The sequence below is a fragment of the Flavobacterium sp. KH_035 genome (genome assembly GCF_057839565.1).
In genome coordinates this window covers 3,854,711-3,877,785 of the sequence record NZ_CM174492.1, presented here as the reverse complement: position 1 = coordinate 3,877,785, position 23,075 = coordinate 3,854,711, and the positions used below count along the sequence as shown (strand labels likewise).

The window sequence follows — 23,075 nt, the reverse complement described above, 5'->3', positions numbered from 1 at the left end:
AGCTTCTAATTACATTCTTAAAAAGCAATTCCAAATTGAAAACCAACCGTGAAAGTACCAGGGTGATCATTACCAAAACGAACCGGTAGCGGGACAGCAACGTAGTAACTACTATTAGTGTTTTTCTTTATTGTCTTATTAAACACAGGTGTAACTCCATATCTCCCATTTGTTTCAAAAGCCAATCTTCCGGCAAAAGTGTACCCATTACCTAAAGCGACAAGGACTCCCGGGTGAAATAATAAATTTGTTACTTTACTGGTTCCCTGATCATCTTTAATATTTAGTACTACTTCAAAAGAGAAACCTATTTTTGCACTCTTCCAAATATTAATACCTGTTGGAAAGCCAACCGCATAATAATCTCTGAAATTTACCGTCGTTTGCTCTTTACTAATAGAAACTATTGGATGCATAATACCAAAGTACCCCGTGACTTTTGGATAAGTTGTTTGTGAAAAAGCAGTTATACCTGATACCAATACTGCAATAAGGAAAGTGTATTTAAACGACATTGTTTTTTACTTTTATGATAAAAACAAAAGTAAAAGCATCGTTAAACCAAAAATAGAACGTTATTTACCTTTTGTATCTGGATTACTTTTTTGAATTTTTCTTCTGTAAGAAGATGGATTTTTTCCTGTATGTAATTTAAAAATTCTCGTAAAGTGGCTTTGATCCGAAAAACCAGTCATGTAGGCTATCTCTGTTAGAGAATAAGAAGAATTCGCTATAAGATTAATTGCTTTTTCTATTCTCAATTTCCTGACGTAATCGCCAAAATTTAAATCCTCAAAGTACTTAGAAAACTCTCTTGACAAATAAGATGGATTCAAATCCAATTCGTTTGAAATTTTCTTTAAATCAAAAGCAAACTGGGTATCAATCTGATCCTGAATAATGTCTTTCAGCTCTTTCACCCACGAAGGTACTCTGCTTGCCGTTTTTTTATCTTTTAAAAACTTACTGTAAACTTCATGCAACAAACTTTCAAAAGGACTGTTTTGCAAATGATTTTGTTTGTATAAATAAGTAGCCCAACTATATAACGCATCATAGATTATCATACCTGTTTCCAACAGTTTATAATCATCCGCAATATTATACGAAAGCCCGGCAGAAACAGCCCATAGCCCGGCAGATTCCTTGGCAATATCATGCCGGTCTGTATCCGCTCCACGCACAATCCCTGCTATAATTGAAACAGCAGAATCATTTATCTGATGTTTTTTTACAATATAATCAAAGGTTGTTTCCTCGTTGTAATGTGTATATTCTACATTGGGTATATCAAAAGGAACAGCATTTAGTTCTTTAGATTTATCCAAAACAACATCATAAGGAACATAAATAAATTCAGCCTCATTGTCGACAAATGTTTTTATGAGCCATGGGCATGCAATTCGGTCTATTTTTGGTCGTTCCCGTGTTATCCACTTCATTTAAAATATTATGTTAAGAAAAATTGGTTACTCAAAATATGACGCCAATCTACGTTTTATTTCTCTACATCAAAAATAATCCGGAAATACTCAAATCTTAACAGATTGAAAAGTTATAATGTTCCTTATACCTGATAGCCTTTTTTTGCACATTGCTATATAAAAGAATTTAAACCTAAAAACTTATTCTCTTCTCTTTTTCTTTGACCTTCTATTTTCTATAATATAAAAAACTCTCAATATTAAAAGTTACTAAACTTATTCCAACTGAACCAACTATATATTGGTTTTCTAATTTTCTAAATAAAAAAACTCTAATATTTTAAAGAAAAGATATTAAGACTAAAAATTATATCCGTTCTTTATCTTACAAATAAAAACTAATCGATTTATCCTAAATTGAATACTTGCACTCCTAATTTCGCTTTTTGTAAAACCCAAAACGTAATCGGCTAACTAACCTAAGAAACGTAAAATAATTATGACTTTACCTTTTTAACAAAACCACAAAACATGAAAAAAATACTTTTAAGCTTTCTACTAGCAATACTACTCTTATCGTTCAATCAAAAAAGTGAAATTAATCGAGCAAGCCAAAAGAATGATGCTGCAATAAATGACACTTTAACTAAACACTTAAGTCTGGCTTATAAAAAAGACGCAATAATTGGATTTTCAGTTTCCGTAGTAAATGAAAAAGGAATAATTTACGATAAAGGTTTTGGATTTACTGATATTCAGCAAAATAATGCGTACACATCAGGTACCATTCAAAACATAGCTTCAATATCAAAAACACTAATCGGAATATCACTATTTAAAGCGCAAGAATTAGGAAAATTAAACCTAAACGACCCTATCAATAAGTATTTGCCTTTTAAAATCGTTAACCCAAATCATCCTGAAATTCCAATCTTAATAAAGCATTTAGCATATCACACCTCTTCAATTATTGATCTTGATGAAGTTTATGCAAAGTCATATATTTTAGCCAAAGACAAGCACGATGAAAACGAAGGTGTTTATGACTACTTCAACAAACCCGAAAACAATATTCCGTTGTTAGATTTTATCCAAAATAGCCTTACTCAAAACGGAAAATGGTATTCAAAAGACACCTTTTCAAATGCTAAACCGGGAGAAAAACGTGAATATTCAAATATCGGCGCTGCTCTTTGTGCCTTAGTAATAGAATCTGCAACAGGACAAGATTATCGTTTATTTACTAAAGAAAATATCCTAAAGGCTCTAAAAATGAATTCTTCCGGCTGGTCATCAAAAGATATTGACAACACTAAACGTTCGAGATTGTTTGCCAGCAAAAAAAAGATGATTGCTGAGTATTCGCTTATAACCTATCCTGATGGCGGATTCCTGACATCTAGTAACGACTTAGGGTTATTTTTATCAGAACTCATAAAAGGATATCAAGGAAATGGGAAGCTTTTAAAGAAAGAAAATTATATAAAATTCTTTGAAAAACAGTCATTTGTTAGCAATGGAAAAAGCGAATATTATGGCATTTTTATTGAATTTCGCGATGCTTTTCTAAATATTAACAATGATATGATTGGTCACAATGGATCTGACCCCGGAGTGTTTACAGCAATGTATTTTAATCCTAAAACTAAAGTTGGTACGGTAATTCTGGTCAACACCGATACTGATTTCACGGATAATGTTTGGCCGGAAATAGAGCAAATTTGGAAATCTACCTCAGATTATCAAAATGCAATATCAAATAAGAACTAGAAAACAATCAAAAGCAAACCAAAACTACCCATAAAAAAACTCCTTAATTTCTTAAGGAGTTTATAGTTGAAGTTGTTATCGAATTATCTTTATATAAGCACTATAAGCGTCGTCCTTAATGGTGGTTCGCAGATAAACTTCGTTTTCGTCTTTACTTTTAAACTCAAATTGAATCAAAGCAGCATCCGAATAATAAAAGAAGTAATCATCGCCTACAAACTCAAAATTTGAAATAGGTCTCGTCGTCAATTTTGTTTCGAACGCTATTTCACCATTTGTTATGTCTATTTGAAAAAGCTTTCCTTTACGGGTATATCCCCAAATATTATCGCTTTCCTCAACCATATACTCGACATTATCGTCTTTAAAATCCCTTTTCCAAATCTGAGTTCCTGTTTTTGACTCCAGAGCGTATATCGAAGAAACTTCCGGGCCCTGCGCACCTACATAAACTTTATTGTCTTTGCAAAATATACGCTCCTTGATATTCTGTTGATTTTCATCTAATTTAAACTGCCAAAGTATATCAAGTTTATTTGCACTTAATGCATAAAGCTCGTTTTTTTCATTTGCTATGAACACATTTTCACCATCTGTCACCACTTTTCCGGACATAACTCCCTCAAAGCTTTTTTGAGAAAGAAGTTTGCCTGTATTGGCTTCAAAGCTATATAAATTAGTTCCACTTTGAGTAAAAACTTTGTTGTCAAAAACAAGAACCGGACTATCATTATTTGTAGCCTCCAGCTTGTAGTCCCATACTAAACTGCCATCTTTTATATCAAGGGCATAAATACTATTATTAGGACTTTGCGTAGTTAGATAGAGTTTTCCTCCATTAATAGTTGGAATTTGGTTCTTTACTACAATTTGATCCGTAGTATTACCTAATCTCGATTTCCAAAAAACAGCACCGGTCTGATTATTTATGGCAAAAATTTCACCGTTAATAAAAGGAATGTACACCACTCCATCTTGCAGTGCGATGGCGTTTGCACACATTTCAGTATTAGAATCTGTAGCTTTTACAGTCCAATTGATTTTCTCAGATTCCAAATTAAAAAAAAAAGCGAACCATCGTAATCATAAATTAGAATTGACTCTTTATCTAATGGAACTTTTGTTAGCGGCTTTAAGACTTTATTAGAAACCTTATCAGTAGCATAAGACGTTTTATCAGGTTGTGGTAAGGTTGGCAGCTGTCCAAACATATTTACAACAGTACTTATAAACAAAAGAGTTATGAGCTTTTTTTTCATTTTTAAAATTTGGGATTAATGATTTGATTTCTTTTTTAGCGGTAGGACACAAAAAAAGATCACTTAAATACAAATTAAAACGCTGCAATTAAACTTATTTAACGCAATGCCTAAACCAATATCTCTGCCAAATATAGTTAAAAATTAGATCTCCATACACCTGAATACACCAACCATTAAGAAATACAGTCTTCATAGGTTATGCGCTCAAATAAACTAAATAATACTACAATTGTTATTGATTAAATACATTAAAAATTCAATTATAATATTCAAGTATATAGATATGACAAGTACAATCCAAAAACCTTATCTTTAGCTCTTTATAAAATTACATAAAAGACTTTTCGATCACCGAAAAGCAGTAAATACTAACCTAAATTATAACAGATCAGATATGTTAGAAAAGATGAAAGATTTTGCAATTATTGTTTTGTTACTAATATTTAGTTCTACACTAAATGCCCAGAGCATTCCTATAGACTCTATTCCGTTTGAACTTAAAAACGACAATCGTATTTATTTAAACTGCAAAATAAATGATAGCGATTCACTACTTTTCCTATTTGATACAGGGGCAACTGACCTGGTTATAAACTCCGAAAGATTATCTAAAGTGAAAATGGATTTTAATTCTACTGTTGAAAATAAAGGCACAACTGGTATCAGCACAATTAAATCAAGTACACGCAACAAATTTACGATTGGAAAGCAAGTAGTAAAAGATTTACAAATTATTTCTATTCCATATCCAAATGAAAAATGGGATGGTGTACTAGGTCTAAGTGTATTGAAGAGATTTGTCGTTAGCATTGATTACAGTACAAGGAAAATATATCTTTTTGATAAAGAGTCTTATCAAAATTCAAGCAAAAACAAATTAAAGATTGATTATGTTTTTGGTGTGCCAACCATTGATGTTAATATTTCGACCATAGAAAAAAAGCAGAGAAAATTAAAACTTGAATTAGATACCGGTTCAGATAGAATTATTGATATTTCTACCAATTATGTCGATAAAAATAATTTGAGAGATATTTATAAATCACCTTTTGCCAGGTCTACTATTACCAGTTCTGATGGTAATTCTGGCTATGTTGATAATGTGTATTTTACAATGGTAAAAATAGCAAATTTTGAATTTTACAAGATTCCTGGAGGTCTTGGGCAGATAAAATTTGGCGTTTTAAGTTCAAAAGAAATGGACGGTATGATTGGAAATTCTTTTCTTAAAAGATTTAATTTGATTTTTGATTTTAAAAACAATTATGTGTTTTTTGAACCTAATGATAATCTATATACACCTTACTATGATTTCTTAATTAAATAAGAAATATACTTTGTTCCAAGCATTTTAAAAAATATTGAAAATTGCAGAAAACAAAAAACCTGTAAATCTTGCAATTTACAGGTTTTTGAAATGTTTCGGTTTTTAAAAAGATTGGAAAAGCTTCCTTTTTAATTCTTTTACCCTTTTGTGGGGAGAGCAGGATTCGAACCTGCGAAGTTCACACAGCAGATTTACAGTCTGCCCTCGTTGGCCGCTTGAGTATCTCCCCTAGTCCGTTAACACAGATATATAATCTGCAGTAGCTCGGTAAGCCATAAAAAAACTCCTTAAAAAAGTAAGGAGTTATTTGTGGGCGATGAGGGGTTCGAACCCCCGACCCCCTCGGTGTAAACGAGGTGCTCTGAACCAGCTGAGCTAATCGCCCTATTTTACTAGGTTGCTATCGTTTGTGATTGCGAGTGCAAATATACATCTAGATTTTGTATTTGCAAGTTTATTTTGAAAAAAAATCAAATAATTTTAGGTAATCCCCTTTACAAGCCTTCTATGCAAAGTTGGTAGACTTTGAAGGCATTTCAGGCATGCTTATAAACTTTAAAAATAAGTCAAATTGTTTTAAGTGCTTAATTTTTTCCTGGCCGTTAATATGGTATGAACATCCATTTCGTCTTGTGATTTTTTATATTTTACTTTAAATATTTCAAATTCTCCAAAATGATTCTCGACAAAAAGTTCTTTTAAATCATTTAAATTATGATAATAGAAATAACTTCTATCACCACTACTACCCACTTGGAAATCTGATTGACTGGAGTCACCTTCTACAAAACTCATATAAACCAATCCATTTTCATATAACAAATTAAAACAGTCCCTAATAAGCTTCCGACTATCTGACTGAGACAGATAAGGCAAGCAAAAACCGCAAACTATTCCATCGTACTTTACTTTAATCTCATCGATTTGCCTGCTGTCCATCACAGCAAAACTTGCCGTTGGATTGTTCTTACTTGCAAGTTCTATCATATTTGGTGCGATGTCGATCCCAAAAATATCAAAGTCAGGTCGTTTTGATAACAGATACTTTGTAATGTTTCCGGGGCCACAACCAATCTCCAAAATTTTCGGATTTGCTTTATCAAACGAATTGCAAACAAAGTCATAGGTGCCGTTATACAAGTCCAAGTCCATAAACTTATCCTGATATGGTACAGCAATTTTGTTCCAAGTTTCAAATGTTTCTTTATATCTGTCCATGGTCCTATATTGTTAAAAAATAGCGTCTAATCTTTTCGTTAATCCTGTTGTTAAATATTGACTGTGACATTATTCATCGCAATTTGTATTTTGTCAATCTGATTTAAATGTCTAATCATATGATTGATGAAAAATTGAAAGGTGTCTCCCAATTTTAGTTTAATGAAATTTGAAATAGAAATCTTAATCTTCACTTTGTTTAAACTCACGTTTCGGGATAGATTTAATAAGTCCAAAAGTTTGATTTGCTGACTTATAAACTTATCTATTACCGATTTATCAAGTTTGACATTCAATGGATTCTTGTCTTTAAAAGTTTTCATTTTGTTTGGCTTTTCTTTTGGTAACATACTTTTTGCAAAATAACTCCCTAAAATTCCACTTTTAAATTCAACATCAGTTTTGGTGGTTGATTTTTTTATTTCGCTTTCTATTTGCGGCAAATAAAAGTCACCATACAAATTCAAATGCTCCAAACATTCCAGAATGTTCCAGGAAGTTTCGTTTTCCCTCCAATTTAAAGCATTCAAGTCATAATTTTTTAATTTTTCTGCCTGATTGATAATTTGTCTTGTCTGCTCTAAAAGCGTCTGTATTAATTTCTCTGATTGCATAATTTTATTTTCCTTTATGCAAAATTGTAAAAAGCATTTTCAATAAATCTTGATTGAAGTCAAGACTTTTTTAACCGGGATAAAGTTTCGGCGCTCATTCTTAAATAATTGGCAATATGTCGGTTTGAGATTTCCTGAAAAAGCTGTGGGCTTCTCTTTAAAACCCTTTCATATCTTTCTTTTGGTGAATTTGTCAGGATATCAATCTCACGCTCCATTTGCTGCACTACCAAATTTTCCAGAATTATTATCCATAGATTTCTATTGCTTTCTCTTTCTAAAAATTTGTTTATTTGTTGTTTGCTTACGACTTTTATAACTGTTTTTTTTTTATGGCCTGCATAAACAAATCAGAAGGTTTACCTGTCAAAAAAGAGTCCAGCGAAACGATTAGATTTTCTTTATAACCAAATCTAATCGTACGTTCTTCATATTCGTCTAAAACAAAAATCCTAAGGCTTCCACTTACTATAAAATACATATTGGTATCAATACTACCTTTCACTTTCAGAAATTCGTTTCTGTCAATGGTTATTGTCTTTTCCGAAAGTTCAATAATTTCTTTCATTCTCTATCTAGGCGTGAGTTTTAAATCTATTTTTTTAATTTTTTGAAATGGTAATTATCCTGGCATATTTTGAAGCAATTCCATTCACATATTCGCCCGAAGAAAATTTAACCGTACTATAAATATCCCGAAATATCAATCCAGGCAACACAATTGTGAACATGCCCAGGAGGTACTGCACTAAAAATGAGTCGGCTACCATCAGGAAAGAACTTTGGGTGTTGCGCATTGAGTTTAACTGTCGAATCTGTCAACCGGATAGCACCGTTTTCAGGTTTATTTAAATTGAACAAATAGAGTGCGTAACCGCCATCCCTATTGCTCTCGAAAGCAATATAGTTTCCATCAGGCGAAATAGCAGGAGCACGCCCCTGAAAGTGCTTATCGAAGTGCTCTAAACTTGCCGAAGACTCCATGGGTACTGATAAAAATTCTTCCCCATTCTCAATATTAAGAAAAATATAGTTTTCCTCCTGATTATAACTACCATCGGCTGAAGACTGACCTGCAAACGCTATTGATCTGGGCCTATCGGGGAAAACTGCAGGCATACCGCCAAAAACCATATTACTATTAGTATCCTTACCATTCATATTGGCAAGAATCCTATTTCCATCAACATCAAATAATGTACTATGCGGCTGTGGTAAGTGTGGCAACTTTTTATTATTCATCACAACGAAACCTTTAAATGACGGATCGATAGCCCATTGTGGATAATTACAATTTTCTGTGTTTTCAATCTGTTTTAAATTATTACCACTGGCATCAACTGTCCAGACAGCAAGACGTCCCTCCTTCTCTAAATTTAAAACTATTGCATCACCAGTCCAGGCAGGTCTGGTTTGTTGAGGAAAATCACAATCAGTGAGAAAAAGTTGCAGAGATGGCTTATTTAGATCATGGACAATAAAAAGTTTAGTGACCAACATCCTTAATTCAGGACTATATGAGGTTCGTTCAAATACTACAGCTTTGCCATCCGGACCAATTGCTGGGCGGTAATCATTAAAAAAACTATTAATATTGCCCTTTTCTAACGTAACCCAATTTAATTCCGGATAATTGCTCATAATTCGATTCGTGTTATTGATTAAGTAGTTAGTCGTAATTTCATCTTAAGACTATTAATGCCTTTACTTTTAAGGTCCACGGCAGTCTTTCCATCATAACGATACATTCCCTTCTGATTGATTTTGCCGACAGGAATTGCCAAGAAAAAGTATCACTAACAAAGCATGAAACTATAAATATTTCTTCATTGTATCTGATATTAATCCAGATTTTATTTTATACTAATATAGAAACAATTCTTAACAATTTGTAGTAATACTATTTCTTATATTTAGCATGGTCTTTTCTTCTGTAATCAAAACAAAAAAAAAGAGACTCGAAAGTCTCTTTGTGGAATTAATATAACTTTACAAATCCTATTTTTCTTTTAATAATTTTTCCAAAGCATTTATATGTTGATCTTTAGCTTTTAAAATCTCCAAATTCAATCTCTTAATTTCTTCTAAAGCTTCAACCCATTTTTCTATTGGATTTACATTAAAAGTTGGATAATAATTGTATCCATTGGATTGGTCATTAAAAGTATTAGATATGATATTTACTGCCTGTTCTTCATCAAAATTTTGAAATGCTTCAACAGGAATTCTCAATGCATTTGAGATTTGTTTGAGTAAACTATCCTCAATTACATCTTTTTGCTCCAGCATAGAAATTTTCTTTTGATTCCATTCATCACCAAGATCATAAGCCAATGCTTCTTGTTTAATGCCAAGCATTTCCCTGAAACGTTTTACGTTTCTTCCCTGATGTATTTTCTGTTCCATAATGCGTGTCAATTTTCTAAAAGCTCAAAGATAAAGCCATTTTGATTAAAAATCCTCCGTTTCAAAGATAAAAAAATATCCGGTATAGCATCCTTTTTGTCAGATATTATATCCGTATTTCAAATAGATTATCCTTTTAAAAGGGCAGAATTTCGTTTTTATGTCATTTCGACCGAAGGGAGAAATCACAACAGAAACTCCATGCCCAAAATTGCCAGTCTTTATCGAAGTGCTATAGTGATTTCCCATAAAACACATAAATTAGAGCAAAATTAGGGCACAAAAAAACTCCTTAATTTCTTAAGGAGTTTCCTGGTGAGCGATCAGAAGTTGACATAGAACCTCTGTAACCTAATATTTCAACCCAATAAATTCGCTTATTTACGCTAACTGCAACGCTAAATCCATCATTTCTTTAAAAGAATTTTGTCTGTCATCTGCCGATAAAGACTCTTTTCTAAGAATATGATCGGATACCGTCAAAATAGACAGCGCCTTTTTTCTGTATTTGGCAGCAATAGAATACAACGCAGCTGTTTCCATATCAACACCCAACACGCCGTAAGTTTTCCAATTTAAAAAAGGATCACCTAAATGGCTTTCAGTATAGAAAAAATCAGATGTTAATACTGACCCTATATGGGTTTTTACCGTACTTTTCTCTGCAATTTCATTGGCCTTTTTTAATAATTCAAAATTGGCTGTCGGAGCAAAATCACTACCATTAAATCGAAGCTTATTCATCCCGGAATCCGTACACGCACCCATAGCCAAAACAATATCCATCATATTTACATCATCCTGAATAGAACCACAAGACCCAATTCTAACCAATGTTTCTACACCATACTCTTCAATTAATTCTGTAATATAAATAGAAATTGAAGGCATCCCCATACCTGTACCCTGCACACTAATTCTCTTGTCATTATAATAACCTGTATAACCCAACATTCCTCTCACCTCATTATAACATTTAACATCTGTTAAAAACGTTTCCGCTATCAACTTTGCTCTTTTTGGATCACCAGGAAGTAAAACAAAATCTGCTATATCACCCTTTTTTGCATTGTTATGTGCACTCATATTATCTTTTTTTATTGATTTATAAACTATATTTTCCTATTTCAATTTACTTAATTCAAACAAGCTAAGTTAATCATTAATTTATTGCTGCTTTCACTGAATAAAATCTAACCAACAACTCTATAGATCTTTCGTAAAACAAAAAACCTCTAAAATCAAATGACTTTAGAGGTGGTGTTATTTGTAGGCACCCAAGGATTTACCCTCCTACCCGCTTTCGCTAAATAAAATACAAACAACAACACCATAGATCTTCCATAAAACAAAAAACCTTCAAAATCATATGACTTTGAAGGTTGTATTATTTGTGGGCGATGAGGGGTTCGAACCCCCGACCCCCTCGGTGTAAACGAGGTGCTCTGAACCAGCTGAGCTAATCGCCCTATTTTACTAGGTTGCTATCGTTTGTGATTGCGAGTGCAAATATACAGTTAGATTTTGCATTTACAAGCTTATTTTGAAAAAAAATGAAGCAATTTTCTAAAATACTTTTTACCAATCTATTTATCAGTCTCTTAAAAAGGAAATATTTTTTAGCTTTTTTATCCATTTAGTTAAAAAACGAAATCTCACAGGCTAATTTCGAATATTCTTTTGTATTCACTGGCTATAATCATACATTTGCATACCTTAACAGTATACTCAAATGCCTAGATATCAAGAAAACGATTTACCTAAAGCTAAATTAGACTCTAATTCACTTCAAAAAGCACTTCGAATTTTTAAATACGGTAAAAACCACAAATGGAAATTTTTCCTAGGTTTGGTTTTTCTCTTATTAACCAGTGCCACTGCCCTTGCCTTTCCAAAATTAATGGGAATGCTCGTCGATTGCGTCACAAATAAAAACCTGAACAGAGCCAACGAAATTGCTGTTGGTCTTATGGTTATCCTTACACTGCAGGCTATCTTTTCTTTTTTCAGAATTTCCCTTTTTGTAAATTTTACCGAAAATTCGCTTTCTAACATCCGTTTTGCTTTATATGAGAATTTGGTAAAACTACCGATGTCATTTTACTCCCAAAAACGTGTTGGAGAATTAAACAGCCGAATCAGTGCTGATATTTCACAACTACAAGACACCTTCACTACTACTATTGCTGAGTTTTTACGCCAGCTGATTTTAATTATTGGTGGATTTGTTATCCTAGGAAACATCAGTCCAAAATTAACCCTGATGATGCTGGCCATTGTACCTATTGTTGCTGTAGCAGCAGTTGTCTTTGGTAGATTTATTCGTAAATACGGAAAGAAAACACAGGATAAAGTAGCCGAAAGCCAGGTAATTGTAGAAGAAACGCTGCAAGGAATTAGCAATGTAAAAGCTTTTGCCAACGAATGGTACGAACTTCAACGCTATAAAAACAAAATCAAAGAAATTGTACAAATCGCTATTAAAGGCGGACAATACAGAGGTTACTTTGCTTCGTTTATCATCCTTTGCCTTTTTGGCTGTGTGGTTGCTGTAGTCTGGTACGGAATCACTTTAACCATTAAAGGTGAAGTTGAAGGTGTTGGAGATTTAATTTCTTTTGTACTTTATACCACATTTATTGGGGCCTCTTTTGGAGGTATTGCAGAGATGTATGCTCAGATTCAAAAAGCGGTTGGTGCAACCGAACGTGTTTTTGAATTACTGGAAGAAACTCCGGAAGAAATTAACGCAAAAGCAAGAACTACTCCTATCGAAAAAATCAAAGGAAATGTTTCCTTTAAAAATGTAGCCTTCAGTTATCCTTCAAGAAAAGAAGTTGAGGTTTTAAAAGATGTAAACTTTACAGCTGAATTCGGTCAGAAAATTGCAATTGTAGGACCAAGTGGTGCCGGAAAATCGACTATCTCTTCGCTGCTTTTACGTTTTTACAACATAACTTCAGGTGAAATAATTGTAGACGGAAAAAGTATTTATGATTACGACTTAGAGGACCTACGCGGCAACATGAGTATTGTTCCTCAGGACGTTATTTTGTTTGGTGGAACAATTAGAGAAAATATCGCATACGGAAAGCCGGATGCTACCAATGAAGAAATAATAGCAGCTGCAAAACAAGCCAATGCTTTTAACTTCGTTGAAGGTTTCCCGGAAAAATTCGAAACCTTAGTAGGAGAACGTGGTGTTAAACTATCAGGCGGACAGCGTCAGCGTATTGCTATCGCCAGAGCATTACTTAAAAATCCGAGTATCTTAATTTTAGATGAGGCAACATCTTCTTTAGATAGTGAAAGCGAAAAGCTGGTTCAGGAAGCTTTAGAAGTTTTAATGGAAGGAAGAACCAGCATTATTATTGCTCACCGTCTTTCGACTATTAGAAACGCAGATAAAATTCTGGTTCTGGATAATGGAAAAATCACCGAAGAAGGCACGCATCAGGAATTAATCAATTTGGAGAATGGAACTTATAAAAACTTAAGCAACCTTCAATTTAGCAACTCTTAATCGGAATGTAAATAGTACTAACTAATTTTAATTTTAAAGTAATGCCACATATAAGAATCGTTTTAATCTTATTATTTATTGTTTTAAATACTATCACTGTGCTCGCTCAGGAAAAACCTTTTAACGTAGTTAATATTTCCAAAGACGGATCACAATACATCAAATTTGGAATGAATCTTCAGGTTTGGGGAAGATATACTGAATTAAACGAGGGCAGCAAAATTGGCACAAATGAAGTTAGTGACACTTACGATATTGTAATTAGACGTTTGCGTTTACAGGCTATGGGAATGCTGACAGAGAATATTTTCTTTCACCTGCAACTAGGTCAGAACAATATTAATTTCACTCAAAATAACGGACCTTCAAATGCACCGCTTTCGGTTATGGATGCTTTGGGAGAATATCACTTTAATGAAAAACTGCATATCGGTGGTGGATTGACAGCCTGGGGAGCGGGAACCACCCGTTATTCAGCAAACAGTTCTTCATCACACCTTACTCTGGACACACCAATGTATCAGCAGTTTACAAACATTTCATCCACATTTGGAAATAGAAATTTAAGTATTTATGCTAAAGGTTATTTAGGCAAGTTTAATTACCGTGCCGCTATTACTAATCCGTACCGAAATACAACAGATAATCTGGGAATAAATTCTTCTGTAAGCACACAAACGCCAAGAGCACAATACTCGGGAATCCTAACTTATTCGTTCTTCGACAAAGAATCACTTGAAGATGCTTATCACAAAGGAACCTATTTAGGAACAAAGAAGATCCTGAATGTTGCTTTAGGTTATATGACTCAGGCAAAGGCCATGTGGCACTTAACACCCGATACAACGATTGCTTACGACGACATGAAAATCTTAGGCCTGGATGTTTTCTACGACAGTCCGATTGATAACAAAGGCGCCGCCATAACAGCTTATGCAGCCTTTAACAATAATAATTACGGAAAAAACTACATCCAGTCTGTTAACACACCAAATCCTGCCATTGGAGACAATACTTTAGCAAATGGTTCAGGCGCCGGATTTATAGGCGTGGGAACCGGAAATATTTATTACGCACAGTTGGGATATCTTTTTGGAAAATCAGATAATGAAGCCAGAAAAGGCCGTTTCCAGCCTTACGCTGCCACACAAATCGCTGATTTAGAAGCCTTGAACACTCCTATGACCATGTACGAATTAGGCGTAAACTATTACACAACAGGTACTTTGGGTCCAAAATTCAGCTTAAACTATCAAAACAGAGCCGTTTTCGACAAGACTCTTCTTGGCGCTTACAAACAAAGTGATCGATTAGGAATGGTTGTTTTACAATGCCAGGTTTCGTTTTAAGGGAATTAAAATCCAATAAATAAATTCCAAATTCCGATACAAAAAATCCCAAATCCCAATCGTAAAAATTGGAATCTGGGATTTTTTAATTTTTTGGAATTAACTTTAATTTATTTTCCTTTTCTTCTCTTACGTTCCGCTTTAATCATAGACAATTCACGGCTTGTTTGCCCGGCAACCGAAGTATTCTCTTCTGCACGACGAATTAGGTAAGGCATCACATCTTTTACAGGTCCAAATGGTAAATACTTCGCAACATTATAACCGTTCTCGGCTAAATTATAACTAATATTATCACTCATTCCATACAATTGCCCAAACCAGATTTTAGTATCGTTTTTGGCAATTCCTTTCTCCTGCATCATTTCCATCAATTTATAAGAGCTCAATTCATTGTGAGTTCCTGCAAAAATCGACATAATATCAAGGTGCTCTGCCATATAATAAACAGCAGCATCATAATTAATATCTGTAGCTTCTTTAGAGACACAAATTGGCGAAACATAATTTTTCTCTTCCGCACGTTTGTTTTCTTTCTCCATATAAGCACCACGAACCAACTTCATTCCAATAAAGAAACCTTCATTTTTAGCTACTTCATGCAAATTTTTCAAATAATCCAAACGATCCCAACGATACATTTGTAAAGTATTAAAAACAATCGCCTTCTCCTTATTGTACTTGCGCATCATATCGGTAACCAAATCATCGGCTGCATCCTGCATCCAGCTTTCTTCACCGTCAATTAGTAAAGCAACGTCTTTTCTGTGAGCTTCACTACAAACATGGTCAAAACGAGCTACTACTCTATCCCACTCTGCCTGTTCAGCCGGAGTCAATGTTTGTTTTTCTCCTAATTTTTCATACAATTCAAAACGTCCAAAACCTGTAGGCTTAAACACAGCAAACGGAATAGCCAAACGTTCTTTAGCAAATTCAATAGTTTTTAACGTCATTTCTAAAGCAGCATCGAACTGCTCCTCCTCTTCTTTTCCTTCAACTGAATAATCCAACACTGATGAAACACCTTTAGTAAACATCTTGTCTACCACTGTAATACAATCGTCTTCGTTTACACCACCACAAAAATGGTCAAAAACAGTTGCACGAATCAATCCTTCTACCGGAAGATTTGCTTTAATAGCAAAATTGGTAACAGCGGTTCCTATCCTCACTAAGGGCTGGCTGTCGATCATTTTAAAAAGAAAATAAGCTCTATCAAGTTCCGTATCACTTTTTAGTGAAAATGCAACCTGAGTGTTATCAAATATTTTTTCCATTAAGGTCAGTTTTTTATGCAAATATAGATAGAGTTTTGAATATTCTTCACTAATCACTACCCAATTTTTCAATATCAACAACAACATTGTTACAATTCTATAAATTATAATGTAAGAGTTTCCTTCATCGTGCTTTTTTTGAAAGAAAATTCAAAAGAAACACCTTGTACCTTATATAGAATGATTCGTTTTAAAACAAATTAGAACAGAACTTTGAATATTATTTAGTGAAAAATGCCTTATTTTGCGGTTTCAATTAACGACAGATCTATGCAATCCATTCAAGCCAATAATTATCTCGTGCATTTTAACCAAACTGCATACGAAGCTTTAAATAACCACTTAAAAGAAAATAAATATTCTAACTTGTTTATTATAGTTGATAATCAAACCAATGAGTATTGTCTACCAAAGTTCCTTCCTTTACTTGAAACAGACCTGACAATAGAAATTATTGAATTTGAAGCAGGAGAAATTAATAAAAATATCGAAACCTGTATCGAAGTATGGAAAGTACTTACAGAGCTTGGTGCCGATAGAAAATCACTTGTTATTAATCTTGGTGGCGGTGTTGTAACCGACTTGGGAGGTTTTGTAGCTTCTACTTTTAAGCGCGGAGTTGATTTTATCAATATTCCAACGACCTTGTTATCTATGGTTGATGCTTCTGTTGGAGGAAAAACCGGAGTAGATTTAGGAAATTTAAAAAACCAAATTGGCGTAATTAACGTACCTCAAATGGTATTAATTGACACACAATATCTTGAAACATTACCGCAAAGCGAAATGCGTTCCGGTCTGGCCGAAATGCTGAAACACGGTTTGATCTACGATTCTGCCTACTGGAAACAGTTTTTAGATTTAAATGCAATTGATTATGCCGATTTTGACGAGTTGATTTACCGTTCTGTCGAAATTAAAAATGACATTGTAATTCAGGATCCAACTGAAAAGAATATTCGTAAAGCATTGAACTTTGGACACACCTTAGGGCATGCCATAGAAAGTTACTTTTTAGAAAGCCAAAGCAAAACGACACTATTACACGGTGAAGCCATTGCCATTGGAATGATCCTGGAAAGCTATATTTCATTACAAAAAGACTTAATTACAACAACAGAATATGCCGAAATTAAAACCGTTCTTAAAAGTATTTACGACGACGTAAAGATTGAAGAAAATGATATTGATCCGATCCTTGAATTGCTTATTCACGACAAAAAAAATGAATACGGTTTAATTCAATTTGCATTAATCGAAGGAATCGGAAAAATAAAAATTAACCAATCGGTTGAAAATAAATTGATTCTAGACGCGTTTCAGGATTATAAATCTTAAACTTTTTTTAATAAAAAAGCTTTGCTTTAGGTATATATTATTTTTTACATTTGCCACGATGAAAACAAACAGTAAACAAAGACATTTTAACTCTTATAGAAACCGCCTCAATAGTTCCTTATTAAGGATGTTGAATCGTTTTTATAATAGTAAAAGTCCGTTTTGTTTTGATGTTTTTTTGTGCTCAAAAGCAGAACACGAAAAACTGCAAATTGTATTTGCTAATATTAGGGTTTGAATTTTAGATTGAACATTTGTCATCTATAATTAAAAATCACACTCTTAATATTAAAAAATAAATGAATACAAAATATTCTGATCTAATCAATCAAACTTATTACTTTCCACAAGCGGAATTCAAATTAAACAAAGATAACCTTCAATTTCACAACATCGATTTGATGAAATTGGTAGAACAATATGGTACGCCATTAAAGTTTACGTATTTACCGCAGATTTCAGAGAACATCAATAAGGCAAAAGCCTGGTTCAGAAAATCAATGGAAAAGAATAAGTATGATGCAAAGTACTACTATTGTTATTGCACAAAAAGCTCTCATTTTGAATACATTATGAATGAAGCTTTCAAAAACAATATTCATATCGAAACATCATCAGCTTTTGATGTTAATATTGTAGAGAATTTACTTGAAAATGGTAAAATCAACAAAAGTACTTATGTAATCTGCAACGGTTTCAAAAGAGACGAATACATTACCAATATTGCAAGATTAATCAACAGCGGACATAAAAATACAATCCCGATTATTGACAACTATGAAGAATTAGACTTACTTCAGTCGGAAATAAAAGGAAAATTCAAAATCGGAATTCGTATTGCAGCAGAAGAGGAACCTAAATTTGAGTTCTATACTTCAAGATTGGGAATTGGATATAAAAACATTGTTTCGTTCTATAAAAAACAAATTCAGGAAAATGATAAACTGGAGCTTAAAATGCTTCACTTTTTTATCAATACCGGAATAAACGATACTTCCTATTACTGGAATGAGTTGGTAAAATGTATCAAAGTATACATTGCACTTAAAAAGGAATGCCCTACCCTTGACGGATTAAACATTGGAGGTGGCTTCCCGATTAAAAACTCTCTTGCCTTTGAATATGACTATCAGTACATGATTGATGAAATTATCAATCAGATTAAAATTGCATGTGATGAAGCCGAAGTAGATGTACCTAATATCTTTACAGAATTTGGATCTTTTACAGTAGGCGAAAGCGGTGGCGCTATCTATCAGATTTTGTATCAAAAACAACAAAATGACAGAGAAAAATGGAATATGATTGATTCGTCATTCATTACCACTTTGCCGGATACTTGGGCAATAAACAAACGTTTTATCATGCTGGCGGTAAATCGCTGGAACGATACTTACGAGCGGGTTTTATTAGGCGGCTTGACTTGTGATAGTGACGATTATTACAACTCAGAGCAAAATATGAACGCTATTTATTTACCTAAATACAACAAAGAAAAGCCATTATATATCGGTTTCTTTAATACTGGTGCGTATCAGGAAACCATTGGAGGATATGGCGGTTTACATCACTGTTTGATTCCACAACCTAAACATATCTTAATAGATCGTGACGAAAACGGCATTTTAGCCACAGAAGTTTTCTCAGAACAGCAAACTTCTGACGATGTGTTAAAGATTTTAGGATATACTAAAAAAGTATAAAAAAAAACCTGCCAAATAAAAGTTAATAAATATAAAATTATTAATTTGCAGTATCACTAAAAGGTTAAACTTTTAATTCAAAAAAAATAAAAAAACAAGAACAAATGAAAGGACCAATCAGTCAGTTTATTGAAAAACATTATTTACACTTCAACTCTGCCTCTTTAGTAGATGCTGCAAAAGCATACGAACAACAATTGGCAAACGGAGCTAAAATGATGGTAAGTATGGCTGGCGCTATGAGTACAGCAGAAATTGGTAAAATTTTTGCCGAAATTATTAGACAAGATAAAGTACAAATTATTTCTTGTACTGGAGCCAATCTAGAAGAAGACATCATGAATTTAGTAGCACACTCTCACTACGAAAGAGTGCCAAACTACCGTGATTTAACACCTGAAGACGAATGGGCTTTATTAGAAAGAGGATTAAACCGTGTTACTGACACTTGTATCCCTGAACATGAAGCATTCCGTCGTTTACAAAAACACATTTACAAAATCTGGAAAGATGCTGATGATAAAGGAGAACGTTATTTCCCTCATGAATTCATGTACAAAATGTTGTTATCAGGCGTTTTAGAAGAATATTACGAAATTGATTTAAAAGACAGCTGGATGTATGCGTCTGCCGAGAAAAATTTACCTATCATTGTCCCGGGTTGGGAAGACAGTACAATGGGAAATATCTTTGCTTCATATGTAATCAAAGGCGAATTAAAAGCCTCTACTATGAAATCAGGAATTGAGTACATGACTTTCCTTGCAGACTGGTATCCAAAAAATAGCACTAACGGAATTGGATTCTTCCAAATTGGTGGTGGTATTGCAGGAGATTTTCCTATTTGTGTGGTACCAATGTTGTACCAGGATATGGAAATGCACGATGTTCCTTTCTGGAGCTATTTCTGCCAAATTTCAGATTCGACAACTAGTTACGGTTCATATTCCGGAGCAGTTCCAAACGAAAAAATCACTTGGGGTAAATTAGACATTAAAACCCCTAAATTTATTATTGAGTCGGATGCTACAATTGTTGCTCCATTAATTTTTGCTTATTTATTAGATTTATAGGATATTTATGAAAAGAGTTATAGTAGACTACGCTAAACTTACCAACGAAATTTTAAACCTTTTGGTAGAGAAATTTCCTGATGGTTATGATGATTCGGATGTAATCCGTTTTAGAAATGCTAAAAACGAATTAGTCGAAGCCGTTGAAGTCCGTACTGAAGACACTATTTATTTGGTAAAAATTAGTACTAAACTTGCAGACCGAATCGAAAATTATGATGAAGATGATGATATCGACGTAGACGTGGATACAATCGAACCTGTTAAAGGCCTTGATCTTGATGACGATATAGACGATGACGACGATGACGACAATCAGGACAAACCAGATGTTGACGGTGGAGATGACGAAGACGATGACGAAGACAAAGAAGATATTGCTGATGACGAAGACGATGAAGACGAAGATTAAGCAATCTTTTTCAAAATAAATAAAAGGAACTCTATTCGGGTTCCTTTTTTTTATTATTCACGATCACAGTATAAAAAAAATAAGAAAAATACTATATATTTGTTTTTATTCTTTCTCTATAATAGCTAACTAACGCCATGACCTCAGAAATACTACACGCCAAACTAAAGGAAAATTTTGGATTTGAAAAATTCAGACCCAATCAGGAAACCATCATTAATACCATACTTTCCGGTCAGGACACTTTAGCTATTATGCCTACCGGTGGAGGAAAGTCAATCTGTTTTCAATTACCGGCTTTAGTCTTACCCGGAATCACAATTGTAATTTCTCCTTTGATTGCCTTAATGAAAGACCAGGTAGACAGCTTAAAAACAAATGGTATTAATGCTTGCTACATCAACAGCAGTCAAACCAGTCAGGAACAGCAATTTTATATCGACAATTTAAAATCAAATACTTTCAAATTAGTCTACATTGCTCCGGAAAGCTTATCATATCTGGATGTTGTTTTCAACGAACTGACCATCAGCTTAATTGCAATTGACGAAGCGCATTGTATTTCTTCCTGGGGCCATGACTTTCGTCCGGCTTATACCAATTTAGGATATTTAAAGAGTCGCTTCCCTTCTACTCCGGTTCTGGCTTTAACTGCTACTGCCGACAAAGCAACCCGAACTGATATCACCAAGCAACTAAAACTAAGAAACCCAAAAACATTCGTAGCTTCATTTGACCGAAAAAATCTAAGCCTAGAAGTGCGCCCGGCACTTGACAGAGTAAAACAAATCATTGATTTCATTGAGAAGAAACCCAATGAATCCGGAATTGTTTATTGCTTAAGCCGGAAGACCACAGAAGAACTGGCTGACAAATTAAAGAAAAACGGAATTACTGCCAAAGCATACCATGCCGGACTCGATAATAAAATCAGAGCAAAAACTCAGGATGAATTTATCAATGACGACTGCCAGGTAGTTTGCGCTACCATTGCCTTTGGTATGGGAATTGACAAATCCAATGTCCGTTGGGTCATTCATTATAATTTACCCAAGAACATCGAAGGTTATTATCAGGAAATTGGTCGTGCCGGCCGAGATGGATTACCAGCCGAAACTGTTTTGTTTGAAAGTTATGCCGATGTAATTCAACTTCAAAAATTTGCCTCCGAAGGATTAAACTCCGATGTACAACTAGCCAAATTAGAAAGAATGAAACAGTACGCCGATGCCTTAAGCTGTCGTCGAAAAATTCTGCTTTCGTATTTTGGCGAACTCGTAAAAGAAAATTGCGGCAACTGCGACATCTGCAAAAATCCTCCCACTTTTTTTGACGGTACCATTTTAGCACAAAAAGCATTATCGGCAATTGCCCGTTTGCAGCAATCTGAGCCATTAGCCGTAATTGTCGATTTTTTAAGAGGCTCGAGAAACGCATATATCTATGAAAAAAATTATCAAAGCTTAAAAACGTACGGAATCGGATCTGACATTTCGTGGTACGATTGGAATCAATACTTAATTCAGTTGATTAATCTAGGGTATCTTGAAATTGCCTTTCATCAGCACAATAAAATTTTACTAACCTCTTTTGCGAAAAAAGTTTTATTTGAAGAAGAAAAAGTAAAACTGAATACAGTGGTTAAAAAAGCAATCGATAAAAACGAAATCAAAGAGACCAAAACAAAAACAGCCAAAAATTCTCTTTTTGAAATTCTTCGAAAATTGCGCTACGAAATTGCCCAGGAAGAAGAAGTACCGGCTTACGTTATTTTCAGTGATGCCGCTTTGAGACAAATGGAAACATTACGACCAATGAGCGATGAAGAATTTCTCGCCGTCGATGGTGTCGGAAATGCTAAACTTGAAAAATACGGTTCAGAATTTATAAACGCTATTATAGAATTTCAGAAAGCAAAAAAAACAAATACAAAAGTCAAAAAAGAAAGCAATACGTATAAGACTACTTTAGAACTTTTTAGAAATGGCGAAACTGTAACCGAAATTGCAGGAAAAAGAAATTTAGGATATACCACAATTATATCGCACTTAGCCAAACTATATCTAGATGGCGAGGAGATCGATTTGAGTTCATTTGTAACAAATGATGAAGTCAAACAATTACACAAAGCTCAAATTGAATTGGAATACCCTTCTGCCTTAAAACCTTATTTTGATCATTTTGAAGAAAAAATGTCTTATGATAAAATTCGTTTGGGGCTTGCTATTGTTGAAAAAAATAAATAATACTCTCATTTTATGTCATTTCTGACACAAACAAAACAAAAATTCGTGAATTCGTAGCGATAAAAATTTATTTTCCGAACCCTCCATCACGAAGAGAAAAAAAAACTTAACTAAAAAACAAAAAAAATCC

Annotated in this window: 19 protein-coding genes, 3 tRNA genes and 1 pseudogene; 9 read left to right on the top strand and 14 right to left on the bottom strand. The window is 33.8% G+C overall.

The window, feature by feature from the left end:
* Positions 1-17: 17 nt before the first annotated feature.
* Together AC3IS6_RS15950 and AC3IS6_RS15945 are read right to left on the bottom strand one after the other, a co-directional pair.
* The gene (locus AC3IS6_RS15950; RefSeq protein ID WP_489160795.1) at positions 18-515 is read right to left on the bottom strand and encodes a hypothetical protein; all 498 of its coding nucleotides are present in this window, start codon (positions 513-515) and stop codon (positions 18-20) included.
* 60 nt (positions 516-575) lie between these two features.
* The gene (locus AC3IS6_RS15945; RefSeq protein ID WP_489160793.1) at positions 576-1,442 is read right to left on the bottom strand and encodes a chromate resistance protein ChrB domain-containing protein; all 867 of its coding nucleotides are present in this window, start codon (positions 1,440-1,442) and stop codon (positions 576-578) included.
* A gap of 513 nt (positions 1,443-1,955) precedes the next feature.
* Between AC3IS6_RS15945 and AC3IS6_RS15940 the strand changes: the two genes are divergently transcribed.
* Entirely contained in the window at positions 1,956-3,194 is a 1,239-nt protein-coding gene (locus tag AC3IS6_RS15940; RefSeq protein WP_489160792.1) for a serine hydrolase domain-containing protein, read from the top strand.
* A 75-nt stretch (positions 3,195-3,269) separates the two neighbouring features.
* On the opposite strand, the gene AC3IS6_RS15935 is transcribed toward AC3IS6_RS15940, so the two are convergent.
* Entirely contained in the window at positions 3,270-4,250 is a 981-nt protein-coding gene (locus AC3IS6_RS15935) for an outer membrane protein assembly factor BamB family protein (protein ID WP_489160790.1), read from the bottom strand.
* Entirely contained in the window at positions 4,220-4,453 is a 234-nt protein-coding gene (locus tag AC3IS6_RS15930) for a hypothetical protein (protein ID WP_489160788.1), read from the bottom strand. Before AC3IS6_RS15930 ends, AC3IS6_RS15935 begins: the two co-directional genes overlap by 31 nt.
* Before the next feature lie 397 nt (positions 4,454-4,850).
* On the opposite strand from AC3IS6_RS15930, the gene AC3IS6_RS15925 reads away from it, so the two are divergent.
* Positions 4,851-5,783 carry a retroviral-like aspartic protease family protein gene (locus tag AC3IS6_RS15925; RefSeq protein WP_489160786.1) on the top strand — a complete coding sequence of 311 codons (933 nt, stop codon included), beginning with the start codon at positions 4,851-4,853 and terminating at the stop codon, positions 5,781-5,783.
* Positions 5,784-5,931: 148 nt separating this feature from the next.
* On the opposite strand, the gene AC3IS6_RS15920 is transcribed toward AC3IS6_RS15925, so the two are convergent.
* From AC3IS6_RS15920 to AC3IS6_RS15880, 9 genes and pseudogenes are all read right to left on the bottom strand, one after another.
* A tRNA-Tyr gene (locus AC3IS6_RS15920) sits at positions 5,932-6,012 on the bottom strand.
* An 81-nt stretch (positions 6,013-6,093) separates the two neighbouring features.
* Positions 6,094-6,168, bottom strand: a tRNA-Val gene (locus AC3IS6_RS15915).
* A gap of 191 nt (positions 6,169-6,359) precedes the next feature.
* Positions 6,360-7,001 (bottom strand): class I SAM-dependent methyltransferase, encoded by a 642-nt coding sequence (locus AC3IS6_RS15910; protein WP_489160784.1) that lies wholly within the window; start codon positions 6,999-7,001, stop codon positions 6,360-6,362.
* Positions 7,002-7,051: 50 nt separating this feature from the next.
* Positions 7,052-7,615: a DinB family protein gene (locus tag AC3IS6_RS15905; protein WP_489160782.1), complete on the bottom strand. Its 564-nt coding sequence runs from the start codon at positions 7,613-7,615 to the stop codon at positions 7,052-7,054.
* Between the two features lie 59 nt (positions 7,616-7,674).
* Positions 7,675-8,183, bottom strand: a pseudogene (locus tag AC3IS6_RS15900) (Crp/Fnr family transcriptional regulator).
* A gap of 116 nt (positions 8,184-8,299) precedes the next feature.
* On the bottom strand, positions 8,300-9,256 hold the full coding sequence (locus tag AC3IS6_RS15895) for a TolB family protein (RefSeq protein ID WP_489160780.1): 957 nt from the start codon (positions 9,254-9,256) through the stop codon (positions 8,300-8,302).
* A 357-nt stretch (positions 9,257-9,613) separates the two neighbouring features.
* Positions 9,614-10,021 carry a helix-turn-helix domain-containing protein gene (locus AC3IS6_RS15890; protein WP_489160778.1) on the bottom strand — a complete coding sequence of 136 codons (408 nt, stop codon included), beginning with the start codon at positions 10,019-10,021 and terminating at the stop codon, positions 9,614-9,616.
* A 381-nt stretch (positions 10,022-10,402) separates the two neighbouring features.
* Positions 10,403-11,107 (bottom strand): purine-nucleoside phosphorylase, encoded by a 705-nt coding sequence (gene deoD / locus AC3IS6_RS15885; RefSeq protein WP_489160777.1) that lies wholly within the window; start codon positions 11,105-11,107, stop codon positions 10,403-10,405.
* A 308-nt stretch (positions 11,108-11,415) separates the two neighbouring features.
* Positions 11,416-11,490, bottom strand: a tRNA-Val gene (locus AC3IS6_RS15880).
* 263 nt (positions 11,491-11,753) lie between these two features.
* Here AC3IS6_RS15880 and AC3IS6_RS15875 point away from each other — a divergent pair.
* Together AC3IS6_RS15875 and AC3IS6_RS15870 are read left to right on the top strand one after the other, a co-directional pair.
* On the top strand, positions 11,754-13,544 hold the full coding sequence (locus AC3IS6_RS15875; RefSeq protein ID WP_489160775.1) for an ABC transporter ATP-binding protein: 1,791 nt from the start codon (positions 11,754-11,756) through the stop codon (positions 13,542-13,544).
* A gap of 41 nt (positions 13,545-13,585) precedes the next feature.
* Positions 13,586-14,893: a porin gene (locus tag AC3IS6_RS15870; protein WP_489160773.1), complete on the top strand. Its 1,308-nt coding sequence runs from the start codon at positions 13,586-13,588 to the stop codon at positions 14,891-14,893.
* A 110-nt stretch (positions 14,894-15,003) separates the two neighbouring features.
* On the opposite strand, the gene AC3IS6_RS15865 is transcribed toward AC3IS6_RS15870, so the two are convergent.
* Positions 15,004-16,173 (bottom strand): proline dehydrogenase family protein, encoded by a 1,170-nt coding sequence (locus tag AC3IS6_RS15865; RefSeq protein ID WP_489160771.1) that lies wholly within the window; start codon positions 16,171-16,173, stop codon positions 15,004-15,006.
* A 270-nt stretch (positions 16,174-16,443) separates the two neighbouring features.
* On the opposite strand from AC3IS6_RS15865, the gene aroB reads away from it, so the two are divergent.
* The 5 genes from aroB (at position 16,444) to recQ (ending at position 22,945) form a co-directional block, all read left to right on the top strand.
* Positions 16,444-17,511: a 3-dehydroquinate synthase gene (gene aroB / locus AC3IS6_RS15860; protein WP_489160769.1), complete on the top strand. Its 1,068-nt coding sequence runs from the start codon at positions 16,444-16,446 to the stop codon at positions 17,509-17,511.
* Positions 17,512-17,810: 299 nt separating this feature from the next.
* Entirely contained in the window at positions 17,811-19,214 is a 1,404-nt protein-coding gene (locus AC3IS6_RS15855; protein WP_173966618.1) for a type III PLP-dependent enzyme domain-containing protein, read from the top strand.
* Between the two features lie 104 nt (positions 19,215-19,318).
* Entirely contained in the window at positions 19,319-20,287 is a 969-nt protein-coding gene (locus AC3IS6_RS15850) for a deoxyhypusine synthase family protein (protein ID WP_489160767.1), read from the top strand.
* A gap of 7 nt (positions 20,288-20,294) precedes the next feature.
* Positions 20,295-20,699, top strand: a complete 405-nt coding sequence (locus AC3IS6_RS15845; protein ID WP_173966620.1) for a DNA primase — start codon at positions 20,295-20,297, stop codon at positions 20,697-20,699.
* A gap of 137 nt (positions 20,700-20,836) precedes the next feature.
* Positions 20,837-22,945, top strand: coding sequence for a DNA helicase RecQ (gene recQ / locus AC3IS6_RS15840; protein WP_489160765.1), 2,109 nt, complete (start codon positions 20,837-20,839; stop codon positions 22,943-22,945).
* Positions 22,946-23,075: the final 130 nt, after the last annotated feature.

What these genes read in the sequence shown, in the direction of transcription:
- AC3IS6_RS15945 (WP_489160793.1), bottom strand. Translation starts at nt 1,442, where the DNA reads ATGAAGTGGATAACACGGGAACGACCAAAAATAGACCGAATTGCATGC.
- AC3IS6_RS15870 (WP_489160773.1), top strand. Translation starts at nt 13,586, where the DNA reads ATGCCACATATAAGAATCGTTTTAATCTTATTATTTATTGTTTTAAAT.
- AC3IS6_RS15890 (WP_489160778.1), bottom strand. Translation starts at nt 10,021, where the DNA reads ATGGAACAGAAAATACATCAGGGAAGAAACGTAAAACGTTTCAGGGAA.
- AC3IS6_RS15865 (WP_489160771.1), bottom strand. Translation starts at nt 16,173, where the DNA reads ATGGAAAAAATATTTGATAACACTCAGGTTGCATTTTCACTAAAAAGT.
- AC3IS6_RS15925 (WP_489160786.1), top strand. Translation starts at nt 4,851, where the DNA reads ATGTTAGAAAAGATGAAAGATTTTGCAATTATTGTTTTGTTACTAATA.
- AC3IS6_RS15845 (WP_173966620.1), top strand. Translation starts at nt 20,295, where the DNA reads ATGAAAAGAGTTATAGTAGACTACGCTAAACTTACCAACGAAATTTTA.
- AC3IS6_RS15950 (WP_489160795.1), bottom strand. Translation starts at nt 515, where the DNA reads ATGTCGTTTAAATACACTTTCCTTATTGCAGTATTGGTATCAGGTATA.
- deoD (WP_489160777.1), bottom strand. Translation starts at nt 11,107, where the DNA reads ATGAGTGCACATAACAATGCAAAAAAGGGTGATATAGCAGATTTTGTT.
- AC3IS6_RS15930 (WP_489160788.1), bottom strand. Translation starts at nt 4,453, where the DNA reads ATGAAAAAAAAGCTCATAACTCTTTTGTTTATAAGTACTGTTGTAAAT.
- AC3IS6_RS15875 (WP_489160775.1), top strand. Translation starts at nt 11,754, where the DNA reads ATGCCTAGATATCAAGAAAACGATTTACCTAAAGCTAAATTAGACTCT.
- aroB (WP_489160769.1), top strand. Translation starts at nt 16,444, where the DNA reads ATGCAATCCATTCAAGCCAATAATTATCTCGTGCATTTTAACCAAACT.
- AC3IS6_RS15910 (WP_489160784.1), bottom strand. Translation starts at nt 7,001, where the DNA reads ATGGACAGATATAAAGAAACATTTGAAACTTGGAACAAAATTGCTGTA.
- AC3IS6_RS15850 (WP_489160767.1), top strand. Translation starts at nt 19,319, where the DNA reads ATGAAAGGACCAATCAGTCAGTTTATTGAAAAACATTATTTACACTTC.
- AC3IS6_RS15855 (WP_173966618.1), top strand. Translation starts at nt 17,811, where the DNA reads ATGAATACAAAATATTCTGATCTAATCAATCAAACTTATTACTTTCCA.
- AC3IS6_RS15940 (WP_489160792.1), top strand. Translation starts at nt 1,956, where the DNA reads ATGAAAAAAATACTTTTAAGCTTTCTACTAGCAATACTACTCTTATCG.
- recQ (WP_489160765.1), top strand. Translation starts at nt 20,837, where the DNA reads ATGACCTCAGAAATACTACACGCCAAACTAAAGGAAAATTTTGGATTT.
- AC3IS6_RS15895 (WP_489160780.1), bottom strand. Translation starts at nt 9,256, where the DNA reads ATGAGCAATTATCCGGAATTAAATTGGGTTACGTTAGAAAAGGGCAAT.
- AC3IS6_RS15905 (WP_489160782.1), bottom strand. Translation starts at nt 7,615, where the DNA reads ATGCAATCAGAGAAATTAATACAGACGCTTTTAGAGCAGACAAGACAA.